This is a genomic window from Cellulophaga omnivescoria (assembly GCF_027915275.1).
GTDB classification, from domain to species: Bacteria; Bacteroidota; Bacteroidia; order Flavobacteriales; family Flavobacteriaceae; genus Cellulophaga; species Cellulophaga omnivescoria.
This window is the reverse complement of sequence record NZ_CP115819.1, coordinates 2598749-2612306: the sequence shown is the minus strand read 5'-3', so window position 1 is coordinate 2612306 and position 13558 is coordinate 2598749. Positions and strand designations below refer to the sequence as shown.

At 30.2% G+C, this 13558-nt stretch carries 8 protein-coding genes; 2 read left to right on the top strand and 6 right to left on the bottom strand.

From position 1 onward, the window contains the following. Positions 1-41 precede the first annotated feature (41 nt). From PBN93_RS11690 to PBN93_RS11665, 6 genes are all read right to left on the bottom strand, one after another. The gene (locus PBN93_RS11690) at positions 42-2855 is read right to left on the bottom strand and encodes an outer membrane protein assembly factor BamB family protein (RefSeq protein WP_271080718.1); all 2814 of its coding nucleotides are present in this window, start codon (positions 2853-2855) and stop codon (positions 42-44) included. Between the two features lie 240 nt (positions 2856-3095). Beyond that, positions 3096-7232 carry a hybrid sensor histidine kinase/response regulator transcription factor gene (locus PBN93_RS11685; RefSeq protein WP_271080717.1) on the bottom strand — a complete coding sequence of 1379 codons (4137 nt, stop codon included), beginning with the start codon at positions 7230-7232 and terminating at the stop codon, positions 3096-3098. Positions 7233-7288: 56 nt separating this feature from the next. After that, entirely contained in the window at positions 7289-8050 is a 762-nt protein-coding gene (locus PBN93_RS11680; protein ID WP_271080716.1) for a hydroxypyruvate isomerase family protein, read from the bottom strand. A gap of 44 nt (positions 8051-8094) precedes the next feature. Beyond that, positions 8095-9114 (bottom strand): UDP-glucose--hexose-1-phosphate uridylyltransferase, encoded by a 1020-nt coding sequence (locus tag PBN93_RS11675; protein WP_271080715.1) that lies wholly within the window; start codon positions 9112-9114, stop codon positions 8095-8097. Between the two features lie 23 nt (positions 9115-9137). Further along, positions 9138-10286: a galactokinase gene (gene galK / locus PBN93_RS11670; protein ID WP_077406346.1), complete on the bottom strand. Its 1149-nt coding sequence runs from the start codon at positions 10284-10286 to the stop codon at positions 9138-9140. A 1-nt stretch (position 10287) separates the two neighbouring features. Further along, positions 10288-11286, bottom strand: coding sequence for a winged helix-turn-helix domain-containing protein (locus PBN93_RS11665; RefSeq protein WP_077406523.1), 999 nt, complete (start codon positions 11284-11286; stop codon positions 10288-10290). Positions 11287-11403: 117 nt separating this feature from the next. On the opposite strand from PBN93_RS11665, the gene galE reads away from it, so the two are divergent. Both galE and PBN93_RS11655 read left to right on the top strand, forming a co-directional pair. Continuing rightward, complete coding sequence (gene galE / locus PBN93_RS11660) at positions 11404-12435, top strand: UDP-glucose 4-epimerase GalE (protein WP_077406343.1); 1032 nt, start codon at positions 11404-11406, stop codon at positions 12433-12435. Beyond that, positions 12435-13421 carry a LacI family DNA-binding transcriptional regulator gene (locus PBN93_RS11655; RefSeq protein WP_077406340.1) on the top strand — a complete coding sequence of 329 codons (987 nt, stop codon included), beginning with the start codon at positions 12435-12437 and terminating at the stop codon, positions 13419-13421. Before galE ends, PBN93_RS11655 begins: the two co-directional genes overlap by 1 nt. Positions 13422-13558: the final 137 nt, after the last annotated feature.

Below are 13558 nucleotides of genomic sequence, written 5' to 3'. Positions count from 1 at the left end.
GTATTTGTAAATAATTAAAATACAATTACCATAAGTAAAGCCTATTTTAACTCATTGTTTAATTGTACATCTATAAAACGAAATAAACCAAGTGGCACAGTAACCGTTGTATTGGCATTATTCACCGCAAAAGTCTCTTTAGTTAAAATATCTACAATTTTAGTTGGCTTTACAGTATTAAAATGAATTATTGCTTGTTTAGAAGATGGATTTAAGTATCCACTGTCTATAAGTGTAAGTCTTAACTTTTTTGGCGCAATTTGCGCAACAACCCAAGCAACGTCTCCTTCTACCGTTATAGGTAATAACTTTGCACTTTGCTTAATAGAATTTTCTATTGTTTTATAATACGTATCTGCGCTATATGTTTGTTTGCCATCAGCAGAGAAATAAGAGTGCCCATCTGTGATATACTCTTGCAATATATTTTTGTAAAGCGGATGTAAATTATTTTTTAACAGACCTCTTTCTGCATTTTTAATTGCAAACACTCCTTGTTGTGGTGGTGTTATTAAAACCAAACCATTATTGTAAGGTGCTAAAAAATTTAGCCTGCGCTCTTTTACTCCTGCTGCATATCTAGAAAAATCCCATTCTGTAACAGGAGCACCAGGCCAAGAACCGTTCATTCTACTAAAAACAAAAGGGTTGTTTTTTTCAAACTCTTCATTGTATTTAACGGTCCATTTTACATTAGAACCATCATCTAAAAAGTGCTCATCTGGAGATTTCATACTTAAATGTACTGGAGAAAAACTAACTATTTCATTTCTCTTAGGTGTGTACAAAACTCCTTTAGCAATTAACTCCCAATACAAACTAATATACTCCTGATTTACAGGAAAGTTGTTAATGTACTGCGCACCATTAGCTGTATGAAAAATTAACATTCGTAAAAAATGATTAGGTAATTGCTGTGCACCATATTGCCTAGACCTATCAAAAGCAGTATTGTCTGGAACTGCACGTGTTCCCCAGCCATTAACCGCACCACTAGCCCAAATACCGGTTCTACCAGCCAAACTAAGCTCCATAGTTTTATCTGTTGTTTCTTCCATAGACGGCACAAAAACATTTGCATAGGAACCAGACATTAAACCAGACCAAGCATTTAGGTAATTAGATCCCAACCAAAATACATTTTTGGATCTTAAAAAAATGTTAGTGTTTTTATCTTTAGCATAATCTGCTAAAGGGTAAATCAAGTCATTTACAACAAATTCAAAATCTTTAGAATGATCTTCCATTTCTGGATATATAAGAACAGTTTTTTTACCATTTGCGGCATCCAAAACTTTTTTTGTTGTTGCTAAACTAAACATATACGGATCATTACCGTGACCAGCCCAGTAAGCCAAACCAGGGGCGTTGTTATACTCTTTAGTTAAAAGATCTACAGATTGCTGCTGCGTTAAAACATATTTTTTTCTGCGATCTCTCTTTTTTCTATATTTTTCATTAGCTAAACCAGACCTATTCCAATTTTCTACTTTTGGTAAATGTTTAGAATTTAAAAAAACTGGACTAGTATAATTTTGTTCAATTTCTTTTTTTAAAGGTGCTACCTCCGGAGTTATTTTTTCTGTCATTAAATAAACAGGCAACTGTTTTTTTCCTGTTTTTAGGCTTTTATAATTATTTAATTGCCCTTTAACTTGATTAGTATTTGCTATAATTGTTTGTATTTTTCCTGGAGGGTTCAGCTCTTTAAAATCTTTTTTCCAAGACTTGTTTTGGGTGTTAATAATGTGAATACTACTTCCACCACTTTGTGAGCTTGCTAATATAATATAACCCGTTTTAGTGTCTTTCCACAAATCATAATACGCATATTTACCAATAATACGCTCTGCTGTTTTTTCATTTAAATTACTATCTAATAATTTAATTTGATTTCTAACACGCGTTAAAAACACTGTTCTATTTTTTTCCTTTATGGTTACTGTATGGGTAACATCATACCCAAAAGGTAATTTTGTATTTTTATGATAAGTAAGTTTTCCGTTTTGTGGATTATACAACAAAATTGCACTATCGTTTGTGTGTGATGATGTCCCTAAAACTACCATTTGTTGTTCTGGAGAAACATTGTCTTCTACAGTAAAATGACCAATTACACGAACTCTTTTGCCTTTTATAGCAATTTTATCTTTTCTGTACGGTTGTTCTTCTAAAGGGTTAAAAAGATACATAGTGCCCGGAACGTTCATATGATTGTTTGTTCCTAAAACAGCTAAAACATCATCTCCGTTTTTTTGAGGAATTGGTCTTATAAAGTTTGCTGTAGAAACATTACTTTCTGGTAAATCTTTTTTAAACTGTGCCCAAGGTTTTTCTATAGAGTAAGTAGATGATTTAATTTCTTTTAGCATTTTTCCGTTTGGCGATAAATAATAAATACTTTTATCAAAACCACCAGCAACTACATATTTTTTAGATCCTTTTTTAACGGTACAAACAGCATACATTGGAACCGTATTTTTATTAAATTTCCAAAGTAATTTACCTTCATTATCTAAACAATAAATGGTACCATCTGCGTTAGCAACTAAAATTTCATCAGTAGTATCATTATTAATGTCACTACACCAAATATCGTGGTTCATAAAACCAGACAATTTGTTTTTCCAAAGTATTTTTCCACTAAAAGAAACACCCATTACAGTGCCTTCAAAACTAGTAGCTACTACGTATGTGTTATTTTTATTTTGTGCTGTACGAACTTTAGTAATAGTATAACCTGTTTCTAAACTAGTAATACCTTTACTTTTTAAATTAACTTTATTTAATTGACCTTGCATTAAAGAAAAACCAAAAACCAATAGCAACAATAAAAGCCTAATTTCTTTTTTCATTTTTATATATTATAAACAGATTAATTACATATAGGATGTATTTTGGTTTTATCGTTACAAAAGATAAGAAGGCTTTTACACCTTCTTATATCTTAACAATTAACTCAAAATAAAAACTAATTTTTGTGAGCACTACGTAACTAAAACTCACAGTGTAAAGAAACCTTAGTTTATATTATGTTGTGTATTTTAACATACATAAAATGTAGCTTGTAGTAAAAAACTCTTTAAAAACGCTTGTTAGTCTGATGTATATTTTTTGTTAATTTCGGCAGCATATTTCCCTGGAGAAATATTATATTTTTCTTTAAATACTTTGGTAAAATGTGTTCTACTCTTAAAACCTGTCATTATATAAACCTCGTTAACAGCAAGTCCTTTTTGACTAAGTAGTTCTGCTGCCTTTTTAAGTCTGTATATTTTTAAAAGCTCAAAAGGTGTTTGGTTTGTAAGCACTTTTACTTTTTGGTAAAAATGCGTTCTATTTAAGTACAGTTCTTTAGCAAGGCTATTTAAATCAAATTCTTGATTGTCTAAATTTTCTTCTATTAAACTATATAATTTTTCTAAGAAAGCATTATCGTTTCTATTGTTTTTGTTGTTCTCCTTTGTAAGCGGTATACCAATTTGGTAGCGTTCCCTTAATTGCTTGCGTGTTGTTAATAATGCTTCCGTATTTGTTATTAAGCGCTGTACGTTAAATGGTTTTTTAATGTAAGCATCTGCACCATCTCTTATACCTTGTAAATGGTCTTCAATATTACTTAATGCTGTTAGTAATATTACAGGTATATGACTTGTTTTTAAGTCAGATTTTATACGTAAACAAAGATCTAAACCATTCATTTCTGGCATTTGCACATCACTAATTACAATGTCTGGCCACTCATCTTCCATTGCTTCTAAACATTCTTTTCCGTTTCTAAAGGTTTTTACTTTAAAAAACTTAGATAATAATTTAGATACAAAATTTCTCATCTCTAAATTATCTTCGGCATAAAATATAAGTGCATCAGAAAAATCTCCTGTAGCAACAATTTTAGATGGTGAATTTTCCTGAATTAATTTATTGTTTATGGTTACTTCTTTCTCTTTAGGTAAATCTAAATCTTCTGGAACTTCTTTATCTGTAGGTAAATTATTTTTTACAATTGGCAATCTTACGGTTATTTCGGTACCCTTACCAACTTCACTATCTGCCTTAATAAAACCATAGTGCATTTCTACCAAGCGCTTAGAAAATGCCAAGCCTATACCAGAGCCACTTATGTGCGCATTATCTTCTTTTTGAGACTGATAAAAACGTTCAAAAATATGCTCTAAATCTACACTATCTATACCTCTACCGGTATCTTTTACTGTAACTATTAAATCTTTATCTACACTTTTGTATGATATAGTTATTACATCATTAGAACTAGTATATTTAAATGCATTATTTAGCAGATTGTTAAATATTTTTTCTAATTTATCTTTATCTGCAGCAACAGTAATTCTACAATCTTCTTTTTCTACAACAAGTTTTTTAGAATCGTTTTCTGCTAAAAAATTAAAATCTATTATTAAATCTTTTACAAAAGCATCAAAACTAAATCTAGAATAATTCATTTTAAGCAAATTAGCATCTGCCCTTCTAAAATCTAATACTTGTTCTATTAACTGTTGTATTTTTTTAGATTGACGTGTTATTAAGCTTAATTTTTCATTTACATCTTCATTATGCCTAAATCTCTCTGTTAAGACCTCCAAAGGCCTAGATATTAGCGTTAAAGGTGTTTTTATTTCATGAGAAATATTTGCAAAAAAACGAAGTTTAGCCTCATTAATTTCACTTACATTTTTCTTCTCTATTTTTTCAATCTCAACTTTGTGGTTTAGTGCCTGAATTTTTAAAATTATACGCACTACTAAAAATATAAAACAAACTGCAGCTAATGCGTACAAAAGGTAAGCCCAAATTGTTTTCCAGTAAGGAGGTAAAATTTCTATTTTTAAAGTTCTTGTAGGTGTCCACTCATTTAATGAGTTAGATGCCATTACTTCTAATTTATATTTACCGGGTTGTAAACCATTGTAATAAATTGTTTTTTGATGAGATGGTACATCTATCCACTCTTTATTTATTGGTAAAAGTCTGTATTTTATATTATGATTTTTAGTGTTAGAAAAATGCAAACTAGCAGCCTCTATAGAAAATACATTTTCATTGTGTTTTAATTTTAAAGCTGATAATTCATTAATTGTTTTTTTTAGCAACACCCTGTTATTAATAGTATCTCCAGGAAGTATTTTTTTATTAAAAATTTTAAAATTAGTAAACTGTAGCTTTGGTAAAATTTCTTGATTAGAGATTTGTTCTGGTTTAAAATAACAAAATCCATCTAGTCCAGAAAACAACATATAGCCATTGTCTAGTTTATTACTTGCATACCAAAAATCTTCAAAAGGTAAACCATCAGATTTATTAAAACTTCTAAATTCTTTATTAGCAGTATTAAATTTATTTAACCCTATGTTAGTAGAAATCCATAGGTTATTATCTTTATCAAACTGAAAACTTTTTACAACATTGTTAGATAAGCCTTGCTTTTCTGAATAGGGTATAAATTTTGGCGTATTAGTACTACTATCTACCATATTACAAATACCACCACCTTCTGTACCTATCCAAAACTCATCATTAGGCAACCTAATTATAGATGTAACAAAATTGCTAGATAAAGACAAACTGTCTTTTATATTGTGTGTATATTGTTTTATTTGTGCATCTTTTAAATCTCCTTTAGCGTTATTTATCCTATATAAGCCGTCTAAATCTGTTCCTATCCAGACATAATTATACAATGGATCTACGTAAACAGTTCTAGACAAAGCGGGCTTATTATTGGTAAAAAAAGGATTATCAAACAAAGACTCTACTTTTACCAAGTTGCCATCTTTATTTAAATTAATTTTAATAACGTTATCTACAAAAACAATCCAAATATTACCATTTTTATCTTCTGCTATTCTTCTGGGCCTTATAAAATCATTACTAGTATTATCTCCTACATTAATTTTTTTCAGTTGTTTTTCTCCGTTTTTAACTAAATAAAGTCCTTTTTTATTTATTTGCAGCCAAATATTTTTTCTTGAGTCTACAAAACAACCTGCTACTTTTATTTTAAAATCGTCAGGTAAATTAAATGGTAGTGCCTCAAATTTGTTTGTTTTGGTGTTATAAAGTCCAATACCACCTCTACTTGCTGTAATGTAAACGCGGTTTTCATCTACTTTAGATATAGAAGATGTATTGTTAGACAAAACTCCGTAGGTATCATTCTTTTCTGTGTTGTAACTTTTAAAAGGATTCTCCTCTACATCAAATTTATAAATACCTTCATTAAATGTTGCTACCCAACAGCCAGTACTAGTTGCTGCTGCTATTGCACTTACTCGCATTAAACCTTTATTAAAATAAAAGGTAGAAGTAATGGCATTTTCATTGTTTACAAATTCTGAAGGGTTTTTTATTCTAACAATACCATTTGTTAAAGTTCCTAACCAAATTAAACCTAACCTGTCTTTAGAAATACTATTAAATTGATGGTTTTGAAGTTTTTTATCGCTTGCTGTAAATGAATAACCTTTTTCTTCTTTTTTAAAGTTTATTATAACAACTCCGCTATTTAAAGTTGCCACAATAGAAGTATTATTATATTTTAACAGCGCATTACTAAACCTTATATTATTACTTAAAACTTTTGTAAATTTTGATTTTACAATGTTATACAACACCATACCTTTACTTGTAGAAAACAAGTAATTATTTTTATCTATAACAACAGCATCATAAAAAATAATACTTTTATCATTAGCTGTCCCCGGTATAAAAAACTGATTTACAAAAGAGTAGTCTTCATTAAAAATTAATAGCCCATTACCTTCTGTTGCACAAAAAACCTTTTTGTGCGTTTTATTTATTAATATTTTACGAATTACAGGACCGTTGTTCCCTTTTTTTAAGTCCTTATTGGTGTATATATTATTAAATTTCTCTTTTTTATAATTGTATATAGATATTCCGTGGTCTGTACCAACCCAAATATTACCTTTAGTATCTTCATTAATGCTTCTAACACGGTTACTAGTTAAAATGTTTTGTTCTAAGGTATTTTTGTATACATTAAACTCATACCCGTTGTACATATTAAGCCCCTCATAAGTACCAAACCATAAAAAACCTCTAGAGTCTTCTAGTATTGATGTAACACCGTTATGAGCCACACCTTCTGTAATTGTTAATTTTTGAGAATACTGCAAGGTGTTTTCCTGTGCTTTTACCACACAAAAAAACATAAAAAAGAAAACTGTTAGTATGTATGTTTTTTTTATCATATAATAAATAGAGCGTAATTTCTTATTTGAAAATACGATGGCACACAAGATAAAAATTATACATCACAAATTAAGAATGATTCTCTTAACGATTGTATTTTGTTTTTAGATAAAGGTATAAATTCTTGTGCCACATACCCTGTAAAACCAGTTGCTAAAATGGCTTTCATTATAGCGGTATAATTAAGTTCTTGGGTATAATTAATTTCATTACGCCCAGGAACACCAGCGGTATGGTAATGACCAAAATATTGATGATTTTTTTGTATTGTTCTAATAATATCTCCTTCTTGTATTTGCATATGATAAATATCAAAAAGGAGTTTAAAATTAGGTGAATTTAATTTTTTACACAAAGCTACGCCCCAATCAGAAGAGTCGCACATATAATCTGGATGATCTATTTGGTTAAACAATTCCATTTGTAAAACCACATTATGTTTTTCTGCCAAGGGAATAATTTTAGACAAACCGTCTACACAATTTTGCATTCCGGTCTCTGCATCAATACCATTACAATTACCACTAAAACAAATTAAATTGGTATAGCCAGCTTCTGCCACTTTAGGTATTAACTCTGTATAATTTTTAATAAGCTGATTGTGATACTCTGGATTATTCCATCCTTGCTCCAAACTAATTTCTGCACCATTACACATTGCACAATGTATGCCGTGTTTAGCAAGTAAAGGCCAATCTTTGGGACCAATTAAATCTATGGCGTTTACCCCTAACTCTTTAATGGTAATTAAAAAATCTTCTAAAGAAGTATCATTAAAACACCACTGACAAACACTATGGTTAATATTATTTTTCACTTAAATTATTTTTACTTGCTAAATAGCTTTTGGTGCATTTATTTTTAAATTAAATCTCTTAACCTTGTTGCTGCCTGTTCTGCTGTTATGTCTCTTTGTGGAGACCCAAACATCTCATACCCAACCATAAATTTTTTAACTGTTGCACTACGTAATAAAGGCGGATAAAAACTCATATGCCAGTGCCAGTGACTATTATTTTTACCATTTGTTGGCGCTTGGTGTATGCCACTAGAATAAGGGAAAGAGGTATTAAATAACTTATCATACGCTTTAGTAATTGCAGAAATAGCATCTGCAAACGCTGTAGATTCTTTAGCTGATAATTTACTTATATCCTGAGTTTGTTTTTTAGGAACTATCATAGTCTCAAAAGGCCAAACCGCCCAAAAAGGAGTAAGCACAACAAAGTCATCATTACTATAAATAATACGCTCGTTAGCTTTTATTTCTTGCTGTAAATAATCTCCTAAAAGACTGCTTTTATTTTTAGTGTAGTATTCTTTTTGTTCTTTTTCTTTTTTTATAATCTCATTAGGTAAAGTAGATTGCGACCATATTTGTCCGTGTGGGTGTGGATTACTACAACCCATAACAGCTCCTTTGTTTTCAAAAATTTGAACATAATTAATAGTGTCATTACTACCAAGCTCTACATACTCTTTTTGCCAAGTTGTTACTACTTTACTAATATCCTCAACAGCCATATCTGCCAAACTTTTAGAGTGGTCTGGACTAAAGCAAATTACTTTACAAATACCTTGCTCGCTTTCTGCCCTAAACAAACCGTCATTTACAGAAAATGTTTTAGAATCTGTTTGTAGTGCTGCAAAATCATTAGTAAACACAAAAACATCTTTATAGTCTGGGTTTACCTCACCATTAATTCTAGTATTACCAGCACATAAATAGCAACTAGGGTCATAAGCAGGCCTTACCTCATTAGATACCGCCTCGTTTTGTCCTTGCCAAGGCCTTTTTGCCCTGTGTGGAGAAACCAAAACCCATTCTCCTGTTAATATATTAAAACGTTTATGCGAAAAATCTTGTAAATCTGTATTCATTATATAGTAGAATTGTGATTGTGTTATTTTATTTTTTGTGTGCCGTTAGATAGTTTTACGTTGTAAATAGAGCACTTGTTACCAAATTCTTTTTTAAACGCTTTAGCAATTTCTTTTTTAAAAGACTTTACTTCAGATTTTAAAATTAAATTAATTGTACAGCCACCAAAGCCACCACCCATCATCCTGGAACCTAAAATATTGGGATTGTTTTTAGTTTTATCAACCAAAAAATCTAACTCCTTACAACTAACTTTAAACTGTGTGCTTAACCCATTATGAGATTGGTATAATAAAGCTCCTAACTCTTGTATATCATCTGCCTTAATAGCTTTAGAAAAAGAAGTTACACGCTGGTTTTCTTCTATAATGTATAATGCCTTTTGGTAATCTTCTTCTGTAATATCTGCTTTTATCGTATTTAAATCTTGTATTGTAGCGTCTCTTAAAGCTTTTATATTTAACTTTTTAGATACTTTTTCGCAAACCTCTCTTCTGTCATTATAAGCACTTTCAGACAAGTCATGTTTTACGTTTGTATTAATTAAAAGCAACTTATAGTCTTTAAAATTAAGTTTAAATAATTTAGATTTTACAGTTCTACAGTCTAACAAAAGAGCACTATTTTTTACCCCAAACATACTAGCGTATTGGTCCATTATTCCGCATTTAACACCTGCATAATTGTGCTCTGCTTGCTGTGAAATTAATATCATTTCCTCCTTAGAAATTCCTAGTTTAAATAGTTTATTTAAACCATAAACAACGCTGTTTTCTAAAGCTGCAGACGAAGACAAACCAGCACCACCAGGAATATTACCTGCAAAAACAATATTAAAATTTTGTAATTCTATGCCTCTTTTTTGTATTTCTGAAACTACACCCAAAATATAATTACGCCAACCTCCGTTTTGCAAAGGCGCAACATTTTGCAATCCAAATTGGTATGTTTCGTCTTTATTCAAAGCATAAACTGTAGATACTTCTTTTTTTGTTTTTTGTATAGCTAAGGCAATGCCTTTGTTAATTGCTGCCGGAAAAACAAAACCATCATTATAATCTGTATGCTCACCAATTAAATTAATTCTACCTGGAGAAAAAACCATAAGTGGCTTAGTTTTAAATGTTTGTTTAAAACTAGTTTTTACCTCTTTTATCAACTTTTTATTCATGTTACAGTGAGTTTCTAACAATTAAACTATTTGGATTTTCTATTTGTTTATCTTCATTAGATAAAATCATTTGTGCCAAGCGTTCTCCCATTGTATTAAAATTTGTAGATATTGTTGTAATACCACCTTCTACAACTTCTTTAAGCAAACTATCATTGTAACAAATAATTCCTATGTCCATACCCAAAACAAGTTGTTGTTCTTGTATTTTTTTTAATAACAGAATTAGAGCTCTATCATCCAAAATAAAGTATAGTTCTCCCTTAATAGGCTCTCTATTTTGTAGTGTACTAATTTGCTCGCAATCTATTGTTTTGGTATCACAAAATGCATTAAAACCATCTAATATGCCTTGTGGTTGTTTGTCATGAGAAAACAGTAATATCATTTTTTGATACTTAGTTATTAAGGAAACACTTTCTAACAAACCATTTAAAACATTTTTTTTAAAGTTTTGGTAAATGGATGGGTACGCTTGCAATTCTGCATTGGTTTGGTCTAATATGTAAACTTTGTCTCTTGGCAATTTTTCTACAATGTGGCCTATGTTTTTAAGGTTTGCAGGCATAATAACGTAGTAAGAGTACGCTCCTATATTATCATATATAAGCTTGCTAAAAATATCAGAATTAAAGTGATGAAAAAAGATGTCTACCTGTACATTATCTCCTAAAGTCTCTAAAAAAGAATTGTACAAATCTTCCTTAAAAGAATTAAGCTCATCAAATAACAAAAACACTTTTTGCACTACATTGACATCTTCTGTATTTAGGTAATATCCTTTACCTGCTACAGACTGTACTATGCCACGTGTTTTTAACTCATTAAAAGCCATTAAAACTGTATCTCTAGAGAGTTTATGTTTATCTCTAATACTATTTATAGATGGTAATTTATCTCCCTTTTTTAACGCGCCACTTAACACTGCTTCTTCTATAGAAGACACTATTTGCTTGTACTTTGGGGTTCCAGAATTGCCCTTTACAGAAACTATACTCATAGGACAAATATAAAATAAAAACAACATAAAACAAACTAGTAGGTACTAGTATGGTTTTTTCAAAAAAAATTCATAATATAGCTACTTCAAATTAGATACAACTAAATTTTATAGATAATGAAACATAAGATAATAGTAACTGGAGGCTGTGGTTATATAGGATCACACACGGTTATAGAGCTGCTAGAAAGTAATTTTGAAGTTGTAATTTTAGACGACTTATCTAATTCTAGCGTAAAAACAATTGATAGAATTTCACAAATTACCGGCAAAACACCAACTTTTGTAAATGTAGATTTAAAAGATGAGTTAGACACAGAAAAAGCATTTACGATACATAATGATGCATTTGCTGTTATACATTTTGCGGCACACAAAGCAGTTGGAGAATCTGTACAAGAGCCATTAAAGTATTATAAAAATAATTTTTATTCGCTTATAAACACATTAAACGCACAAACCAAAAACAATATTAATAATTTTATATTTTCTTCCTCTGCAACAGTATACGGTTTACCCAAAACATTACCTATTACAGAAAAAAATAAAACCAAACGCCCTTTTTCCCCATACGGTAACACCAAAAAGGTGGCCGAAGAAATATTAGATGACCTAACCAAAGCTAACACCAAATTTACCGCAATATCATTACGATATTTTAACCCAATAGGCGCACACGAGTCTGGCTTAATAGGAGAATTACCAACAGGTGTACCCAATAACTTAATGCCTTACGTTACACAAACGGCTGCTGGCATTAGAGAAAAACTAATGGTTTATGGTAACGACTACCCTACTAAAGATGGCACACCAATTAGAGATTATATACATGTAGTAGATTTGGCAATAGCTCATGTATTAGCAGTTAAAAGACTTGTAAAAAATAAACAAGAAAAACAGTTTGAGTGTTTTAATTTAGGTACTGGTGTAGGATACTCTGTATTAGATATTATTAACACTTTTGAAAAGGTCACCAACTCTAAACTTAATTATGAAATTACTAGCCGTAGAGATGGTGATGTACCTAAACTATATGCCGCAACAAAACTTGCTGCTAAAAAATTAGAATGGACGCCTACTAGAGAACTTAGTGAAATGATTAGCTCTTCATGGAAATGGGAACAAAACGTTAGAAAAGAACAAGCATAATGATACACACCAGACCAACATTATCACAAATATCTAAAGCCTTAGACTTATCTATTTCTACCATTTCTAAGTCGTTATCTGATAGTCCTGAAATAAGTATTAGCACCAAACAAAAGGTACAAGAATTTGCTCGTAAATGTAATTACAGGCCTAATAGTTTTGCCGCCAGTTTAAGAAGAGGATATACTAAAAATATTGGTTTAATTATACCAAGTGTATTAAACCCGTTTTATGCAAAAGTTTTGGTTGGTATAGAAAAATATTTAGATGAAAACGATTATAAACTGTTTACAAGCATTAGCAATGAGTCTGCAGAAAAGGAATCTCATTATTTAAGTTTTTTAGGCAGTGGTTATGTAGACGGCGTAATTATTTGCGTATCTAAAGAAACTGCAATTACCAACAATTACCAACATATTAACACTCTTATTACAGAAGGCACACCACTGGTTTTGTTTGACAGGATTAGCAATTTAAAAAAATGTGATAGTGTAGTTATTGACGACTACAAAGCATCCTTTAAAGCAACCGAACATTTAATTAATAATAAAAAGTGTAAAAAACCAATAATGGTTACTTTAATAAACCAGTTAGAGCATGGCAAATTAAGAGCAAGCGGTTTTATAGATGCTTTAAAAAAACACAACATACCTACAGAAAAAAGTATTATTGCTGCTGCCAATATAGATGAATTAGCCACTAAAATAAAACTTGCATTACAGCAAAATAAAGCTGATGGTATTTACGGTGCTAATGATTTAGCTTTAGTACAAGCTATGACAATTGGTAACACCTTACATACTAATAAAATTGCATATACTGGTTTTTGCAATAATTCTAAAACAGGATGGAATACTGCTTTAAAAATTATAAATCAGAATGCAGAAAAAATGGGAAAAGAGGCCGCCAAATTGGTTTTAGAGCGCATAAAAACAAAAAATAATAAAGAATTTTATACAAGAACAATAACAACAGAATTTGTTTAACAAAATGGTTGTTAATTTTATTTTCTCTCTTATAAATTATAAACTATTCTAGTTAAAAAATATCACCAATTTATATTAATTTAAGCTATTAGCTTAAATCCTTTATTAACTAAATTTTAATTTATAAATTGTACTAT

Coding starts and splice junctions, on each gene's coding strand:
- PBN93_RS11690 (WP_271080718.1), bottom strand. CDS start 2,855: ATGAAAAAAGAAATTAGGCTTTTATTGTTGCTATTGGTTTTTGGTTTT.
- PBN93_RS11685 (WP_271080717.1), bottom strand. CDS start 7,232: ATGATAAAAAAAACATACATACTAACAGTTTTCTTTTTTATGTTTTTT.
- PBN93_RS11675 (WP_271080715.1), bottom strand. CDS start 9,114: ATGAATACAGATTTACAAGATTTTTCGCATAAACGTTTTAATATATTA.
- galK (WP_077406346.1), bottom strand. CDS start 10,286: ATGAATAAAAAGTTGATAAAAGAGGTAAAAACTAGTTTTAAACAAACA.
- PBN93_RS11665 (WP_077406523.1), bottom strand. CDS start 11,286: ATGAGTATAGTTTCTGTAAAGGGCAATTCTGGAACCCCAAAGTACAAG.
- galE (WP_077406343.1), top strand. CDS start 11,404: ATGAAACATAAGATAATAGTAACTGGAGGCTGTGGTTATATAGGATCA.
- PBN93_RS11655 (WP_077406340.1), top strand. CDS start 12,435: ATGATACACACCAGACCAACATTATCACAAATATCTAAAGCCTTAGAC.